The sequence below is a fragment of the Mycobacterium leprae TN genome (assembly GCF_000195855.1).
GTDB lineage: Bacteria > Actinomycetota > Actinomycetes > Mycobacteriales > Mycobacteriaceae > Mycobacterium > Mycobacterium leprae.
In genome coordinates this window covers 2960998-2978787 of sequence record NC_002677.1, presented here as the reverse complement: position 1 = coordinate 2978787, position 17790 = coordinate 2960998, and the positions used below count along the sequence as shown (strand labels likewise).

Sequence of the window (17790 nt, the reverse complement as noted above, 5' to 3'; positions counted from 1 at the left end):
AATGCTAACGTCGCACAAGCCTTGCGCGCCATCACGTCCGGCGCTAATAGCGTCTCCGCTTTGGCGGGGTACTTCGTCTCGTTGGCAGCTACCAACGGAGTCTGGTCTCCTACTCGTTCGACAAACCGGTAACATCAGGAGGGGTTCTGTCATATTCGAATTTTCCTTTAGCAGAATGCTTTTAGCAGTACTGTGATCTAACAATGTGAAAATGGATCTGCGATTCGCCGGGCGCGTTGTTCACCCGGGACCCGACCAGGCTAGCTCCCCGATCGACGATCCGAGCGACTCGCTCACATGCGGTACTTCGGTGTTTTTGTTTGCTGGTGGTCGCCGGGGTGCTGCTGGTACCTTGGCTTCCAACTACCAGTTCGATGATGTCGTATACGATCAGCGCGATTAGGACCAGCAGGGCCCAGCCGACGAGTACCGCCGGCTTGAGGTACCACGGGGTGGGTTCGGTTTTTTGGTTCCAAAGTTCCGGGCGACTAGCATTAGCCAGGAGGAATTGAGCGCCGCTAGCGACGGTGTTGGGGCGGTTTCGGAGGTCCGGATGGCGGTTATACGGATAGGCTACTGTTTGCGTACTGAATCGGCTGGCTATTGAAATCTTCCGGTGGGCCGTAGCGTGCCACGGCATGATGGCACTGACACCAACTGTCAACTGCCGATGCAGTGATACCTTGTTGTATTGTTGTAATACAACAATACTGTTGCAGTCCCGGCCTGTACTATACGATCCTGGCCTGTGCCTAGAACGTGTCGACCTTGTCGATGCTGACGAACATGCCATGTCCGGTGTGATTGTTCGTGAACCTGATGCCATCCGCGGTCGAGTCGATCGTCCACCCTTGCGCGTCGTAGACCTTGTAGTCGACGGTGACGGTTGGGATAGCCCCGAGGTTGCCCAGCACCCACTGCACGGATCCGTTGGCGGTGATGTTGACGCCGTTGGCGTGCTCGCCGTTCTGTATAGGGGAGTGGGTGAAAGGTGCCTCGCACCCGACGTTGGTGGTGCTTATCTGGCAACGTGTCACTCCGGACTTGTTTTCTATAAAGACGTAACCGTTCTGGTCGGGCGGAAGTGGGATCGCGCCAGCTGGCAGGGTCGGACTTACCGGTGCACTGGATGGGGCTGTGTGAGGACTTCTGGTGGGCGGTGGCGTCAACCTGGGTGTGGGGAAGGACAGTCCAGTTGGTACCTTTACCGGCTTGCCCTCGATGATGGAGCTGCAGCCGTCGATCAGCATAGGACTTGCCAGCAAGGGGGTGAGCAACAGGGAGCCACCGGCCAGACTTCGCCGTGTCTTTTGCGAAAACCGCACGCGCCACTCCCCAAGATTTTGAGATACCGCAAGTCAGATTACGCATAAGGTAACGCAAGTTACTGCAGTGACTTCTTTTTGGAATAGCGCCGATGACAAAGTGTTACAGCTGCTGCACGGCCCCAGCCGTCATCTTAGCGGCGCAATGAGTCGTGGCTACGATGCCCTTGTTAACCGGTGCACTGGCGGAAGTTCCCAGATAGGCCGGTGCGCTGCTGAAGGTCGTCGTCGCGTTCGTAGCTGTCACGCAGCAATGCGGTCAGTGAAATTACAAAACCCGGCGTGCAGAAGCCGCATTGCAGCCCATGGCATTCCCGCAGTGCTGACTGCATCGCTGGCAAGGTGCCGTCGTGCGCCGCGACACCCTCGATTATTGGTAATTCCATATTGTCAACTTGCAGCGCGAACAGCAGGAATGACCGCACGGTATCATCGTCCAAGCAGTACCGTGCATGCGCCGTGTTCGCAGCCTAGACGGGTGTTGGTGAGGCCGCACTGCTGCTCCCGCAGCAAGTCCGCCAGCGTCAGGCGTGGTTCGATGATGGCCGTAACGGAGATTCCGTTGGGCTGGTTGTTCATGCATTTGGTTGCCCCCCGCGATTGCTTCTTTAACTGCGTCGGTCCAGGTCCGGGCCGTCATAGAGGTTCCCACCTGGGTAGGGTATGACACATGACTCGTGCATGTCGGTCGTAATCTCGTAAAGTTCCGTCACTGTAGCTTGGCTGTTCTCCTCGGGCCCTAGCTTTTCGACCGATCTTTAGACGATTTTCGCTTCCGTGTCCTAACGGTACACTGATGTCTGGAGGCAAACCTATCGCGTAGCTCGATACGCGATCGTAGCTATCGAGCTCGGCGAATTACAACGCTCTGGCGAGAGCGAAACACACTTTTCTGCAATAGAATCCATGTATTGAAAATAAAGATACTCTTCCCCATAAAGGAAATCACACTTCGGTTGTGATTGTTGTTCTGACGCGAACACGGTTTCCCGCAATCCAGTGAAGAAGAACGCGGCAAGTATCAACGACGTTCCTGCTGCGACAGTACCTAGACCATAGACTCCAATGTAATTGTGAAAGAAGAGTATTCGCTGAACATGTCGGTGTTAATCGACTCCAAACCGCCCAAGGTTTCTCTTTTGCTTATATGAACATGACTGATGTATGGTTTCTCTCGGGTTATCAGCGAAACAGGTTGCCGGAATTGAGTATCGGAATACGCTTTGGTCTTGGTAGTTCAGTCGCGGATCCCAACTCGTTGCCACGGATCTCAATGTCTTGTAACTCACTTAGCCAGGAAATATCGATGATATGGCCGACATACGCGAGTCGTATCAACAGCATAGACACCAGGTTTTGGCCGCTGGACAAAATCTTGGCGTCCTAGCCAAGTTTAGCGGGCAGATTAACTTAACCGCCTGATCAATGGTGTCGGTCCGACAGTAAGCGAGTAACGCGGTTTTCATCGGTGCGGTTGCGTAGCAATGGAGTATATGACAGCCAAGGCGTCCGAAATCCGGGTGATTGTCACACCCAGCGCCGCCATCGCTTCGTTCATCGCGTTGATCACCTCCGGAACTGAGCCGATGGCTCAATCCTTACCCACTGCTCTTGTATTCGCCGGGTTAGCGACCGGATGTCTCGGCGTGGCCGAAGTCGATAGGCGATAGCCGGGACTTCGTTTACCGTTAGTAGCGCATAGCCGACGAGTGTGGTAGCCAGTGGGGTTCCATCGTCATAGCAGGAGAGGTTTTCCAGTAACGCGCCACCCATGCTTTGCGTGTGTCCCATAGGCTATCCAGCTATACACGATCGCCCTGTTGATCATGAACTCTACGTTTTTGTTGAATATGTAGCGCAACGGCTTGCCGCAGTGGCTTAACGTCTCGGTGAGCATTGGTTTTTAGTAAGCTGATCGGGTACAGGTTGATTATAGTGGTGTTGCATGTAGTTCAATACGTCCCGACGTTGGTCCCGCGGTGGTTACGCTCGTGCTGGAATCATGAAACATGTTCTTCTGCAGCTATTTTCGCGACAATCTGGGACATCCTTCGTCATTGTGCGACGGCATATCTGAGCAGCCGGCTCGAAGTCGAGATGGTCGACTGTTGCGATCTCGCCACCGGATGAAATATCGATCAGCCTCAGGAAGAACCAGCGTAATGTTAATCCTCTTTCAGCTCTTAGGCATTGGCAGAAAGAGCAGCCGCGGCGTGGCCGAACATGGTCTGTTTGATGACGCCCAGCGTGCCTGGATCTTTGCCGCCGAGCGGATGAAGCAGGTCGACCGCCACGGCGGTAACGGCATCCTCGGCTGCCGTATTGTCGACAATTCCGAGGCGGGCGGCTTCGCCGCCGCCGAACCGGCGCCCGGTGGTCATTGACGCAGTTGCTGCCTGGGGAGCAAGTTTGGCTTGTATCAGTGCGGCCATGCCGGGCGTGAACGGGATGCGGATATCCACTTCGGGAAAACAGAAGTAGCCGCGATCTGCACGCATAACACGAAAATCGTGCGCCATGGCCAACATTGCTCCGGCGCCGAACGCGTGACCAACGACGGCCGCTGCGGTAGGGATGGGCAGCGTGAGGAGGCGAGCCAGGAGTCCCTGGACCTTGCCGACATACCACTGAGTCTGGTCACGGTGTGCGGACAGCCAGTCCAGGTCTAGCCCGTTGGAATAGAACTTGCCAAGTGCCGTCGTCACCAAGCCGTTGGCACCGCTGGCTATGATTTCGTCGAGGTGGGAGTTGATTTCTTCAAGAAAGACAGATGTGAAACGATTTTCGTCATCACCAAGTTCGAGGATGGCGATTTTTTCGTCATAATGCACGGCGATGGTCATGCGGTTCTTCCTTTCTGTTGTAGGTCACTTTACGGTGGTGGTCCGACCTCCAGAACCGCGCGCACTGCTGCATGGAGATGCTTTCGTGCCGTCTTGTTGCCCAGCCGGTCACGGTGCAGCAGGACTGCTGTCGGCAGATCCATGAGGCATGTCGTGATCGTGTCGATGGCACCGGTGTCTTTGCGGTCCCAGATGACCACCGCGAGCCGCGTCAGCAAACTGATCAGCAATGCGTCAAGCTCCCTGAGTTCAATTTCGATCTCGTTGGGCAGGAACGATTTGAGTAATTCTTCTCGCCTTACCGTCAGCAGCAGCCGGGAGGAGTCTGGATACTGTTCGGCAAAGACGACCGGTGCATCGGCGGCAGCCACCACAGCCTCGACTCCAGCCCGCCGTACCGACGCTGACAGGGCCTGATCAACTAGTGCGGTTTGCGTCTTCAGGAATCGGTATCCCGCCCGTAGCCATACTCGGCCCAGCAGCGCCGCCCGCGACGCGAACATGTGATAGACGGCGCCATTGGAAACGCCGATCGCTGAACTGATCGCACGGTATGGTCACTGCGGCCGGCCCGGACGCTACAACCAACGACTCGGCGGTATCCAGGACCCGATCTGGGTGATGAACACGAGGGCGGGGCATAGCCCCTCACGGTAACAGAGCAACTGTTCTAGGATCTGTGCATAATTAATTTCTTTGGTGCCACCAACATGCCTACTGTGACGAGGGATAGTTTCTGGGCTTTTTTGAGCCGTCGAGCAGTGGTCCGATGTGCTCTTCTGGGAAATGATGGCGTATGCGATAGCACTTTCACGAAGTTGGTGCCGGCCACTGACAGCGGCCGTCAACGAAATCCTCGTAAGTTGGCCCAAAAGTGCGGTCGCCAGCTCAACCTTCGATAACAACAGTAGTCTGTGTCGGTGAGCGCTGCTGTCCCATCTGTCCACCGAAACCGCCTATATCCCTGGGGTACCCATGCCACCAATGACACGCTGGCGGAATTTGTACAACCTCAACTCGTCGGGGACAAAATCGTGAACCGGAGGTGTTGACTATGAAGACAAGTTGAGTGATCTAAGCTGAAAGTCTGGGTTGACAGGGCCATGGCTGTAGGAGCAGACTTGAGTTAAGTTCACTCAGTCTAGTGCCCTAGTGCACGACAAAAGCTCTACTACATCAGGAGGAATCACCATGGCTCGTGCGGTCGGCATCGACCTCGGGACCACCAACTCCGTCGTCTCCGTTCTGGAGGGTGGCGACCCCGTCGTCGTTGCCAACTCCGAGGGGTCGAGGACCACTCCGTCAACTGTCGCGTTCGCGCGTAACGGCGAGGTTCTCGTCGGCCAACCCGCCAAAAACCAGGCGGTTACTAACGTCGACCGCACCATCCGGTCTGTCAAACGGCACATGGGCAGTGACTGGTCCATCGAAATCGACGGCAAAAAATACACCGCGCAGGAGATCAGCGCCCGCGTTCTGATGAAGCTGAAGAGGGACGCTGAGGCTTACCTCGGTGAGGACATCACCGATGCAGTCATCACCACACCAGCCTACTTTAACGACGCCCAGCGTCAGGCTACCAAGGAAGCCGGCCAGATCGCCGGTTTAAACGTACTGCGTATTGTCAACGAGCCGACCGCCGCCGCTCTGGCCTACGGTCTAGACAAGGGTGAGAGAGAACAAACCATCCTGGTGTTCGATCTGGGTGGCGGCACCTTCGATGTTTCGTTGCTGGAAATCGGCGAGGGCGTGGTCGAAGTGCGTGCCACCAGCGGTGACAATCACCTCGGTGGCGACGATTGGGACGACCGTATTGTCAACTGGCTCGTCGACAAGTTCAAGGGCACTAGCGGTATCGATCTGACCAAGGACAAGATGGCTATGCAGCGGCTACGTGAGGCTGCCGAGAAGGCCAAGATCGAGCTCAGCTCGAGCCAAAGCACCTCGGTTAACTTGCCCTACATTACCGTCGATTCAGACAAGAACCCGCTATTCCTTGACGAGCAGCTTATTCGCGCCGAATTCCAACGCATCACCCAGGATTTGCTGGACCGCACCCGTCAGCCGTTCCAGTCGGTGGTCAAGGACGCCGGTATTTCGGTTTCTGAGATCGATCACGTCGTGCTGGTGGGCGGTTCGACCCGGATGCCTGCGGTGACCGATCTTGTCAAGGAACTCACTGGTGGCAAGGAGCCCAATAAGGGTGTCAACCCCGATGAGGTCGTTGCTGTTGGTGCTGCGTTGCAGGCCGGTGTCCTCAAGGGTGAGGTGAAAGACGTTCTTTTGCTTGATGTTACACCACTGAGCTTGGGTATCGAGACCAAGGGTGGCGTGATGACCAAGCTCATCGAGCGCAATACCACGATCCCCACCAAGCGCTCAGAGACCTTCACTACTGCCGACGACAATCAGCCGTCGGTGCAGATCCAAGTCTACCAGGGTGAGCGCGAGATAGCTTCGCACAATAAGCTTCTCGGCTCTTTCGAGCTGACCGGTATTCCACCGGCTCCGCGCGGTGTCCCGCAGATCGAGGTCACTTTCGACATCGACGCCAACGGCATAGTTCACGTCACTGCCAAGGACAAGGGCACTGGCAAGGAGAATACGATCAAAATCCAGGAAGGCTCCGGGCTGTCCAAGGAAGAGATCGATCGGATGGTCAAGGATGCTGAGGCGCACGCTGAGGAGGACCGCAAGCGTCGCGAGGAGGCCGACGTCCGCAACCAGGCTGAGACGCTCGTGTACCAGACGGAGAAATTCGTCAAGGAACAACGGGAAACCGAGAATGGTTCGAGGGTGCCTGAGGATACCCTCAACAAGGTGGAAGCCGCTGTGGCAGAAGCTAAGACGGCGCTTGGCGGTACCGACATTTCCGCGATAAAGTCGGCAATGGAGAAGCTGGGTCAGGACTCCCAGGCACTGGGGCAGGCGATCTATGAGGCCACCCAGGCTGCGTCGAAGGTGGGCGGCGAGGCTTCCGCGCCTGGTGGCTCGAACTCTACTGACGATGTGGTTGACGCGGAGGTGGTCGACGACGAACGGGAGTCCAAGTGACCGAAGGCAATCCACACGAACAGGTGACGGTCACCGACAAACGACGGATCGATCCCGATACTGGCGAAGTACGATCTATACCTCTCGGCGACACGCCGGGAGGTAGCGAGCCGGCTGGTATGACCGACCGAAGTGCCAACAGTACCGACACAATGGTCGACAAAGTTGCTGAGCTGACTAGCGATCTGCAGCGGGTGCAGGCCGATTTTGCCAACTACCGTAAGCGAGCGTTGCGCGACCAGCAGACGGCTTCGGATCGAGCCAAGGCCACTGTCATCAGCCAATTGTTGGGTGTGCTTGACGATTTCGATCGTGCCCGCGAGCACGGCGATCTGGACTCGGGTCCGCTGAAGTCGGTCGCCGACAAGCTAATGAGCGCATTGACCGGGCTCGGGCTGGTGGCGTTTGGCGTCGAGGGAGAAGACTTCGACCCGGTGCTGCACGAAGCCGTGCAGCATGAGGGCGATGGTGGGGAAGGCTCCAAGCCGGTGATCGGTGACGTCCTCCGGCACGGCTACAAATTGGGCGATCAAGTGCTGCGGCACGCCTTGGTCGGGGTGGTTGACACGATCGCAGGCGATGGTGCCGAAACGGTTGCCATAGTCGCACCTGTCGACAGCACAGCCAAAACCGAGCAAGGTGAACTGGGCGATAACGTGACACCGCACAAGGAGGACGGTGATTAGGGGGTGACGCGATATGGCCCAGCGTGAATGGGTCGAAAAGGACTTCTACAAGGAGCTAGGCGTTTCCTCTGACGCCAGTCCCGAAGAGATTAAGCGTGCCTATCGGAAGTTGGCACGCTACCTGCATCCTGACGCGAATCCCGACAACTCCGCTGGTGAACGGTTTAAGGTGGTGTCTGAGGCGCACAATGTGTTGTCGGATCCGGTCAAGCGCAAAGAGTACGATGAAACTCGCCGGCTGTTTGCCGGCGGCTGGTTAGGCGGTCGTCGGTTCGACAGTAGTTTTGGTGACTTTGGAATGGGCGGCGACGGTGCTGAGTTCAACCTCAACGATTTGTTCGATGCTGCCAGTCGAACCGGGGGCACCAACATCGGTGACTTGTTCGGTGGCTTGTTTGGACGCGGCGCCAGTGTCCGCCCCAGTAGGCCGCGACGCGGCAACGACCTGGAGACCGAGGCAGATTTGGATTTTGTCGAAGCGGCCAAAGGTGTAGCGATGCCGCTGCGGCTGACCAGCCCAGCGCCGTGCACCAATTGCCATGGCAGCGGGGCACGTCCGGGAATCAGTCCGAAAGTGTGTTCCACTTGCAACGGTTCCGGCGTGATCAACCGCAATCAGGGTGCCTTTGGTTTCTCTGAGCCTTGTACCGAATGTCGGGGTAGCGGGTCGATCATCGAGCACCCTTGCGAAGAGTGCAAAGGCACCGGGGTTACCACCCGGACCCGAACCATCAATGTGCGGATCCCGTCCGGTGTCGAAGATGGACAACGGATTCGGCTGGCAGGGCAGGGCGAGGCGGGGTTGCGTGGCGCTCCGTCGGGTGATCTGTATGTGACGGTCCATGTGCGGCCTGACAAGATCTTTGGTCGAAATGGCGACGACCTCACCGTGACCATTCCGGTTAGCTTCACTGAATTAGCTTTGGGCTCAACCCTTTCAGTGCCCACGCTGGACGGAACAGTCGGTGTCCGGGTGCCAAAAGGTACCTCAGATGGCCGTATCCTGCGGGTACGAGGGCGTGGTGTACCCAAACGCAGTGGTGGCCATGGCGACTTGCTTGTCACAGTCAAGGTGGCAGTTCCGCTGAACTTGGAAGGTGCCGCGCAAAAGGCACTGGAGGCCTATGCGGCCGCCGAGCGGTCAAGTGGTTTCAACCCTCGGGCGGGATGGGGCAGGTAATCGGTGATGACTAGAAACTCTAGAGACCCCAGGCAACAAGAATCCCGGACGTTTTTGATCTCGGCGGCTGCTGAGCTAGCCGGTATGCACGCGCAGACCTTGCGTACCTATGATCGACTCGGGCTGGTCAGCCCGAGTCGGGCTTCTGGTGGTGGGCGCCGTTATTCGCAGCATGACGTCGAGCTGCTGCGCCAGGTACAGCGACTCTCGCAAAATGAAGGGGTTAACCTCGCTGGCATTAAGCGCATCATCGAGCTGACCAATCAGGTTGAAGCGTTGCAGTTGAAGCTGCAGGAATTGACTGATGAGTTGGTGATGTTGCGCGCCAACCAGCGTCGCGATCTTGCGGTGGTGCCCAAGAGCACGGCGCTGGTCCTCTGGCAGCCGCGAAAGCCGCGCTAGGCGACCAAATCTCTCTAGATTGGTCCAAAACCGGGTTCATGCCGCTTGATTTGCACAACATCCAACCAATTGCCATCCTCGATGGTGTCGTGTTACAATAGTAAGTGGCCAATGGTATTCTTGATTGCTGCATCTGAATTCGTGGTGGTGGCCACGGATGTGGTCAACATCGAGTTTGGACTTTAATGTCGCGATGGGGGGCAGCAGTGGGTTGCTATTTGGTGAAGATAGTATAAGGTGCCCGGGAAACTAGCGGGCTCTTAGGTGCCTACGGCGTTGCGGGCCAACTAGGATAGATCCACCATAAACACGTGCATCGAGAACTGCACTATAAGGCAGCTCGCCCGGACGTGCACATCGGTAGTGGCCGGCTATGTGGCGCGTCGGTAGACGTGGCAGTCGGCTCAACCACAAAGTCATCGGCGCAGACTAGTCGAGAGTTAGATGTCGCAGCGGCGGTGTCCCGATGATCCACTCGCCGCGGGACACATCCGGTAGGTGCCAGGACCGGTGCTGCCGGAAACCATCAGCACGTCTCCGCTGTCGGGATTGCCCCGCATTACGCCGTTCGGACTGGTAAACCACCACTTGGTCGGCCGGAAATGTTTTCGCCGACTAGGGCGGTGCTGACCAAACTTGCTGGGGGACCACACGGACATAGGACTCGATCGCGTTGTCTGTCACAGCAGGAACGGCTGGTCTGATGGTATCGTCACCGTCGCGGGCATGGCGGAATGTGGACGTTGACGTTCTGGCCGGGGTAATAGTGCATTGGTGGTCTAGTCGAAGTTGAACGTCTGTGAGATCCCATTATACCCCAATGTGTTCAGTGACCGGTTGTGTCTCACCAGGCGGGTTCTTCGTTGGCGTCACCGGCGCCGCTCGTTATTCTGGTGATCAGATTGGCGTGGCTGACTAACCATGTCGCAGACGGCATCGGTCCGTTTTTCGCCCAGATGAGTGCGTAATATGTAATTCTGGTGTGTAGAGTTGCGACACAATGTCTCGTTAATGGCTTGGCTGCATACTATATGCGGTGATCGCGGCCAAGTTGGGTAAGCTAAGGCCACCGGCTCTTTTGCTCGTAGGGCTACCAGCTTGCTGTACCCTCATTGTGGCACGTCGGCGAAAGCTGCTCGCTGGAGGTCTATTTCAGGTGGGAACAACTCACGTATCGAGGTGTCGAGACAAGCCAGTGAGTATAGAACTGTCGGACGAGTTGGTTGGCTTCGTTTGCCGGGTCCAGGTCCTTCTCTGTGAATATGTCGCGCAACCTGCGTAATTCATCCCAGTGTCTAAGTTCACGGACCTCGGTTCTACGTCGGCCATAGGCCGGTCAGATATAGTGAGTTAATCCCTTTGTACAACAACATTAGTCCGATCAGCACGAGGATAGCAGCTATCGATACGGCATTGTGTGTCTCTAGCCCGTTCGTAAGCCGCTCCAGCGGAGGGTCGAAGCGATAACTGGTGATCGTGCCGAACGATATAGTGCCTTAGTAAGCCAACTGGCAAGACAGGCGACACGGCCTCGGCTGCGGTTGCTGTGCGTATCAGACGCTTACCACCAGGGTGATCGACAGCGAATTTACGCAAAGATTAGGGCAACACGGTGTGCATCAACACGACGTCGTACGCCGACCACAGTGACAGATTGAAGTACAAGTCTCGACCTGACGACCAGGGATGGATCATCGGCGCGTAGATACCACCAGGCATCTGAAACGATGACACCAGAGGCTGCTCTGGACTCCACGGTCCTTGTGGAGCAGGTGCTGTTCGCGCCACAACGTCGTTGCTGTCACCGTTGCTGTAGAGAATGATATATTGCTTAAGATAGTCGTTGTACTGTGCTGACATTTCACCCACAGGACCCGAGAACAATGGCGTAGCGGCCCCTGGATTGTTGGGAACCCAGTTTCCGTTCCAGTATTGGTATTTACTGAGGTCTGGCACCAAGTTTTGGGGCACTCGAGCTAGATACGCCGCACCACTGCGCCCGGACGGGGTCCCGAACGAGTAGAGGTAGCCATCGTTACCCCGCATGAACGCCCCCATTTGGAAATTCTGGTTACCTGGAACAAAATGAGTCCCAGGTATGGCGTCCGGCGAGGCGGTGCGGATAGTGCCGGGGTAGGTCCCCCAACTTTGGCCGTTGTCGATTGACCTAGCGATTGCCGAGTAGTTTGTCGTCCATTCGCCGTCACGGCCCCATTTCTTTATGGACATGTAGTTCATGTATTGAGTTTTTCCGATGGAGATGGCGGTTGTCGGAATGATTCCCGTCTCGTGCGGTGCTCGATGGATGGTGTTGACGACCTGCTTAGCGAGGCCAGTTGTCCACACCGGTGAACCGGAGTACTTGTCGTTAGGCACGCCGTCCGCAATCCGGATTCCGTGCGACAGATCTTGGTTTGAACTGCGGAACAAGATGTTGTATCGTCGTTGCTGGCCTTTTACGCTACAGTAGCCAAAACTGTCACCGAAGGCCATAAGGACCTGATGGTTGGTGGGATCGCCGTTGTCCCAAGGGATCCCGAGGTCGGTTCCAGAGATGCCGAAACGTTGGAGTGTTTTGTTTGGGCTGTTGGGTCCGGTCACCCACTCGACGAGCGAGGTCGGTGCGCCCGCAATGGAGGCAGTGGGCGGTGGACCCGGCTCCAGCCGGGGTGCCGTCGGCGGGACTGGGAGTGCATTCGGAACACGCCGTACCGTGTTCGGGGGCTGTCCGGGGACAGCGGGGTTGGGTCCGGGCGGTACTAGCTCCGCTTGAAGTTGTAGTGGCGTGGAATAGTGATTATTAGGCGCAGGAGGTTTGAACAAAGAAGCGATCAGCGGCCCCAGCTTGGGCATCGGAGCATGGTCATTCGCGTTGGAAGGCCGGCGCCCAGTTGGTAGTTGGACGATCGGCGCTGGTGCGGGCATCGTTGGGGGTACCGCAGGCGGCAAGACGTTGGCTTCGGGCATGCTACAAGGCATAGTGCTAGCTGGTGGCGCGAAGCCCACTGCGACTATGAGTCCGGCAGCGACTGCTGACGCGGCGACTACCGTAATGATTAGACGAAACGCCGACATGCCATACCTTCCCGGGGGCAGGACGTCACGTCGACGTCCGTGATTAGTTATGTGACGATAGTGGCCCGTGAGGTTTCTGCGATCAGTGATGTACCGATAGGTATGCATTCGTTGCCGTGTCGCAACTCAATGTGTTCATCCGACACGTCGTCCGCTCCGGCGAATCCGGTGCGGCTGGGTTGCTGCATCCTGAGATAGCACCTTGGAATTCAGCACAGTGAATGTGGCTGCTGTCTCTGTCGCGCGGGCCGGGGTGACCGTCACCTAGGCCTGACCTTCCCGACCTGTGGGTTTGCTCTAGCAATCAACCGGCTGGGGAGGTCGCAAACGGGGCCTAAGACCGCCCGCTAGACCTGGGTCACCACCAAAGATAAAATTGAGTGGAACAGACTTAATGTTGACGGCGTTAAACAACCCTACAAGCATTTTTTAGACGTACCCTGAATGGAGATCGTCGTGGACTCTTTCAACCCGACCACCAAAATGCAGGTGGCTCTAACTTCAGCGCTGCAGGCAGCGTCGTCCGCAGGTAATCCCGAGATCAGACCTGTGCATTTGCTATTGGCGATGCTCATGCAAAACGACGGAATCGCCGCACCGTTGTTGGAGACTGTCGGTGTGGAGCCCGACATCGTTCGCAATGAGGCACAGCGGCTCCTGGAGCGATTACCCCAGGCCAGCGGCTGCAGCTCGCAGCCGCAGTTGTCGCGAGAGTCGTTGGCTGCCATCACCACCGCTCAGCAGCTCGCTACCGAGATGGACGACGAGTACGTGTCGACCGAGCACCTGATGCTAGGGTTAGCCATGGGCGACTCCGATGTCGCGAAGCTGCTTACCGGGCACGGTGCCTCGCCGCAGGTGTTACGGGAGGCGTTCGTCAAGATACGTGGCAGTGCCCGAGTCACTAGCTCCGATCCCGAGTTCACCTATCAAGCGTTGGAGAAGTACTCCACAGATCTGACCGCCCAGTCCGGCGAAGGCAAACTTGACCCAGTTATCGGGCGCGACAACGAGATCCGTCGTGTTGTGCAGGTGCTGTCCCGTCGCACCAAGAACAACCCGGTGCTTATCGGCGAGCCTGGTGTCGGCAAGACCGCGATCGTGGAGGGCTTGGCTCAGCGCATCGTTGCCGGCGATGTGCCGGAGAGCCTGCGTGACAAGACCTTGGTAGCGCTGGATCTCGGGTCAATGGTGGCTGGCGCCAAGTATCGCGGCGAGTTCGAACAACGACTCAAGGTCGTGCTCGACGACATCAAATTCTCTGCTGGACAGATCATCACGTTTATCGATGAGTTGCACACTATCGTCGGAGCCGGTGCGACTGGTGAGTCGGCGATGGATGCTGGCAACATGATCAAGCCGATGCTGGCCCGTGGCGAATTGCGCCTGGTCGGCGCCACCACGCTTGACGAGTACCGCAGGTACATCGAGAAGGATGCAGCGCTGGAGCGGCGCTTCCAGCAGATCTTCGTCGGCGAGCCGTCGGTGGAGGACACTGTTGGCATCCTGCGTGGGCTGAAGGACCGTTACGAGGTGCACCACGGTGTGCGCATCACCGACTCTGCTCTGGTAGCTGCGGCAGCCCTCTCCGACCGTTATATCACCGCCCGGTTCCTGCCGGACAAGGCCATCGACCTGGTCGACGAAGCGGCTAGCCGGTTACGCATGGAGATCGACTCGCGGCCTGTCGAGATCGACGAGGTTGAGCGGCTGGTGCGTCGCTTCGAGATCGAAGAGATGGCTCTTGTGAACGAAGAAGACGAAGCATCCAAGGAGCGTTTGGAGACGTTGCGTGCGGAACTGGCTGACCAGAAGGAGCGGCTCGCCGAGCTAACCGCGAGGTGGCAGAATGAAAAGAACGCGATAGATGTCGTCCGAGAACTTAAGGAACAGTTGGAGACGTTGCGCGGGGAATCCGAGCGTGCTGAGCGTGACGGTGACCTGGCCAAGGCCGCTGAGCTGCGGTATGGGCGCATCCCCGAGGTTGAAAAGAAGCTGGAAGCGGCGGTGCCGACGGCCCAGGCCCGCGAGGACGTGATGCTCAAGGAAGAGGTCGGTCCTGACGATATCGCCAACGTGGTGTCAGCGTGGACCGGCATACCGGCTGGCCGGTTGTTGGAGGGCGAGACCGCCAAGCTGCTGCGTATGGAGGACGAACTGGGCAAGCGTGTGGTCGGGCAGAAGAAGGCAGTGCACGCGGTCTCTGACGCGGTGCGACGCTCGCGGGCCGGGGTTGCCGACCCTAACCGGCCGACCGGCTCGTTTTTGTTTCTTGGCCCGACCGGTGTCGGCAAGACCGAGCTGGCCAAAGCACTGGCTGATTTCCTGTTTGACGACCAGCGCGCGATGGTCCGTGTGGACATGAGCGAGTACGGTGAGAAGCATTCGGTGGCCCGTCTGGTGGGTGCACCGCCCGGCTACATTGGCCACGATCAGGGTGGTCAGCTGACCGAGGCGGTGCGCCGACGGCCTTACACGGTGGTGCTTTTCGACGAGGTCGAAAAGGCCCACTCGGATGTCTTCGATGTGCTACTGCAGGTGCTCGACGAAGGCCGTTTGACTGACGGGCAGGGCCGCACGGTCGACTTTCGCAACACGATCCCCATCTTGACCTCCAACCTGGGGTCGGGCGGCAGCGAGGAGCAGGTAATGGCAGCGGTGCGCTCGGTGTTCAAGCCGGAGTTCATCAACCGCCTCGACGACGTACTGATCTTCGACGGGCTCAACCCCGAAGAGTTGGTGCGGATTGTCGACATTCAGCTTGAGCAGCTTGGCAAGCGGCTCGCGCAGCGGCGGCTTCAACTGGAGGTTTCGTTGCCGGCTAAGCGCTGGTTGGCACAGCACGGCTTCGATCCTGTATACGGCGCCCGGCCATTGCGTCGACTGGTACAGCAAGCGATCGGCGATCAATTGGCTAAAATGCTGCTGGCCGGCGAGGTGCATGACGGGGACACCCTTCCGGTCAACGTCAGACCCGACGGGGAGGCGTTGATCCTGGGCTGATCGGCTCTAGGGAGTCGGCCTGTGACGGGGTTGTGATCTGATCGCATTCTCGGTTTCGGGCTGACAGCAGATACTCTGTCTGGGATGGTTCCACTTTGGTTCACACTTTCCGCTCTGTGCTTCGTCGGTGCGGTTGTGTTGCTTTATGTCGACATTGATCGACGCCGCGGCCGCAGCAGACGCCGTAAGTCGTGGGCGCGATCGCACGGATTCGACTACGAACGCGAATCCACCGAGATCCTCCAGCGGTGGAAGCGCGGCGTGATGTCGACGGTGGGCGATATCTCCGCGCACAACGTCGTGTTGGGTCAGATCCGCGGTGAGGCGGTATATATCTTTGACCTCGAAGAAGTTGCGACGGTGATCGCGCTGCACCGCAAGGTGGGCACCAACATCGTGGTCGACTTGCGGCTCAAGGGTCTCAAAGAGCCACGCGAGAGCGACATCTGGTTGCTGGGTGCGATTGGGCCGAGGATGGTGTATTCCACCAATCTGGACGCGGCTAGGCGGGCCTGTGATCGGCGCATGGTCACCTTTGCGCACACGGCACCTGACTGCGCCGAGGTGATGTGGAACGAGCAGAACTGGACGCTGGTCAGCATGCCGATCGGCAGCACTCGTGTCCAGTGGGACGAGGGCTTGCGCACCGTGCGACAATTCAACGACCTGCTGCGGGTATTGCCGCCGCTGCCCGCCGATACCTCTCAGGAAGCAGGAGCGTCGGCCCGCAACGCGGCGCCGAGCCGTCCGTTGGCGTCGGTCGGCCGAGCGGAGTTGCCGCCGGACAGGGGCGTTGAGTCGGATGTTGCCGGGTTGCTAGGCTCGGGTGTTCAGGCTGGTCGCTCCGCTGAACCTATTTCCCGCGACGAGGGTCGCTGGGACGGCATCCGGCGCCCACCGTCAGTGGAACGCAACGGCCATCAGACCACGAACTACCAATACTGACTAGCGCGCTGGGCGTGGGCCGGGAAGTATAGGTCCCGCTCAGTACACTCTCGCTCATGCTCCGCCCTGATCACTGGGCCCGCGTCCGGGTGCAGTGCCGTTTACGCGCATGATGGCTACGACGTGATTTCTAGTCCCGCGCGATGTCGGCCGGTTAACGCACTTGGCGGACGAACTGCAGAACAAGACCGGCTGTACCGAGATTTGGTCAGCGGACTTTTCCGATTCCGCCGACCGCAACGAAGTCTACGACCGGCTCCTCGCGAGCGTCCGGGTATTGGTGAACTATGCCGGCTTCCACACGTATGGCGAATTCTGGACGACGGATTAGGCCCTGCTCAACTCTGGTATCGACACTGTCGTCAATATCGCCGGCGTTGCCGGCCTGTTGACTGAACGGGGTGATCGACCTATTCAGGTCTAAGCCCTGGCTGATTGCTTTCAGCGAAGATCTGCTCGGGCGGTTTGAAAGGCATCTACGCAGGTGTACATGTGGTATTACTTACTCATTATATAATTTCATGCCCGACCCTGGATACGATATAGCCGATATAGCCAAACTATCGTTGTTCATGTGTCTCGGGATCCGTGATGTGGTTAGTTTAAAGCTTGGCCGACATCATGGGCGGCAAGTTTATTCAGCATTCTGGTTCTGCAGTGCCAGGCGATTGTCACTGTGGGGAGAATGATCCGTGGAGTCTGTTGCGTGCCGTAAACAAACGAGTGGGGGCGGCTGTGGCCGAACTTGACCGAAAGGAGTTGGCTGATCTGGTGCGCCGGCTGTCGGTAGTGCAAGGGTGCGTCACGCTGTCGTCGGGCAAACAGGCCGACCACTATGTCGATTTGCGCCGCGCCACCTTGCACCACCGGGCCTCAGCGCTGATCGGCCGGCTGATGCGCGAACTTACAAAAGACTGGAACTACACGGTGGTCGGCGGCTTGACCTTGGGTGCCGACCCTGTAGCGATAGCTATCATACACTCGCCTGGGCGTCCGATCGACGCGTTCGTGGTACGCAAGTACGCGAAAACCCATGGTTTACAACGTCTTATCGAGGGATCTGAGGTATCTGGTCAGCGTGTGTTGGTGGTGGAGGACACGAGTACGACCGGGGCTTCGGCACTGACAGCGGTGCGCGCGGTACAAGACGCGGGCGGCGACGTGGTTGGCGTGGCCACCGTGGTGGACCGCGGTACCGGCGCGGCCGAGGCCATCAAAGCTGAAGGACTGCTCTACCGTAGCGTGCTGGGCCTTGCCGATTTGGGACTGGGCTAGCC

11 protein-coding genes and 3 pseudogenes are annotated in these 17790 nt (G+C 58.0%); 9 read left to right on the top strand and 5 right to left on the bottom strand.

Going from position 1 to position 17790, the window contains the following annotated elements; genetic code table 11:
• Window positions 1-211: 211 nt before the first annotated feature.
• Window positions 212-403 carry a hypothetical protein gene (locus ML_RS12855; protein ID WP_145985227.1) on the top strand — a complete coding sequence of 64 codons (192 nt, stop codon included), beginning with the start codon at window positions 212-214 and terminating at the stop codon, window positions 401-403.
• A gap of 349 nt (window positions 404-752) precedes the next feature.
• On the opposite strand, the gene ML_RS12850 is transcribed toward ML_RS12855, so the two are convergent.
• Window positions 753-1325 carry a hypothetical protein gene (locus ML_RS12850; RefSeq protein ID WP_041323437.1) on the bottom strand — a complete coding sequence of 191 codons (573 nt, stop codon included), beginning with the start codon at window positions 1323-1325 and terminating at the stop codon, window positions 753-755.
• Window positions 1326-1428: 103 nt separating this feature from the next.
• Window positions 1429-1904 (bottom strand): annotated as a pseudogene (locus ML_RS12845) ((2Fe-2S)-binding protein).
• Between the two features lie 914 nt (window positions 1905-2818).
• Between ML_RS12845 and ML_RS12840 the strand changes: the two are divergent.
• A complete protein-coding gene (locus ML_RS12840) occupies window positions 2819-2995 on the top strand; it encodes a hypothetical protein (protein WP_156517107.1) in 177 nt (58 codons plus the stop codon).
• 513 nt (window positions 2996-3508) lie between these two features.
• Here the strand turns inward: ML_RS12840 and ML_RS12835 are convergent.
• Together ML_RS12835 and ML_RS12830 are read right to left on the bottom strand one after the other, a co-directional pair.
• Window positions 3509-4168, bottom strand: coding sequence for an enoyl-CoA hydratase-related protein (locus ML_RS12835; protein WP_010908934.1), 660 nt, complete (start codon window positions 4166-4168; stop codon window positions 3509-3511).
• 29 nt (window positions 4169-4197) lie between these two features.
• A pseudogene (locus tag ML_RS12830) lies at window positions 4198-4810 on the bottom strand (TetR family transcriptional regulator).
• A gap of 549 nt (window positions 4811-5359) precedes the next feature.
• On the opposite strand from ML_RS12830, the gene dnaK reads away from it, so the two are divergent.
• From dnaK to ML_RS12810, 4 genes and pseudogenes are all read left to right on the top strand, one after another.
• A complete protein-coding gene (gene dnaK, locus ML_RS12825; RefSeq protein WP_010908932.1) occupies window positions 5360-7222 on the top strand; it encodes a molecular chaperone DnaK in 1863 nt (620 codons plus the stop codon).
• Complete coding sequence (gene grpE / locus ML_RS12820) at window positions 7219-7908, top strand: nucleotide exchange factor GrpE (RefSeq protein WP_010908931.1); 690 nt, start codon at window positions 7219-7221, stop codon at window positions 7906-7908. Before dnaK ends, grpE begins: the two co-directional genes overlap by 4 nt.
• Before the next feature lie 13 nt (window positions 7909-7921).
• Window positions 7922-9095: pseudogene (dnaJ, locus tag ML_RS12815) on the top strand (molecular chaperone DnaJ).
• The gene (locus tag ML_RS12810; RefSeq protein WP_041323434.1) at window positions 9095-9490 is read left to right on the top strand and encodes a heat shock protein transcriptional repressor HspR; all 396 of its coding nucleotides are present in this window, start codon (window positions 9095-9097) and stop codon (window positions 9488-9490) included. Before dnaJ ends, ML_RS12810 begins: the two are co-directional and overlap by 1 nt.
• Window positions 9491-11089: 1599 nt before the next feature.
• Here ML_RS12810 and ML_RS14530 read toward each other — a convergent pair.
• Window positions 11090-12565: a DUF4185 domain-containing protein gene (locus ML_RS14530; protein ID WP_172591934.1), complete on the bottom strand. Its 1476-nt coding sequence runs from the start codon at window positions 12563-12565 to the stop codon at window positions 11090-11092.
• A gap of 456 nt (window positions 12566-13021) precedes the next feature.
• Between ML_RS14530 and clpB the strand changes: the two genes are divergently transcribed.
• From clpB to pyrE, 3 genes are all read left to right on the top strand, one after another.
• Window positions 13022-15568, top strand: a complete 2547-nt coding sequence (gene clpB, locus ML_RS12795) for an ATP-dependent chaperone ClpB (protein ID WP_010908927.1) — start codon at window positions 13022-13024, stop codon at window positions 15566-15568.
• 84 nt (window positions 15569-15652) lie between these two features.
• Complete coding sequence (gene ttfA / locus ML_RS12790; protein WP_010908926.1) at window positions 15653-16513, top strand: trehalose monomycolate transport factor TtfA; 861 nt, start codon at window positions 15653-15655, stop codon at window positions 16511-16513.
• A 735-nt stretch (window positions 16514-17248) separates the two neighbouring features.
• Complete coding sequence (gene pyrE / locus ML_RS12785; RefSeq protein WP_010908925.1) at window positions 17249-17788, top strand: orotate phosphoribosyltransferase; 540 nt, start codon at window positions 17249-17251, stop codon at window positions 17786-17788.
• Window positions 17789-17790 lie beyond the last annotated feature (2 nt).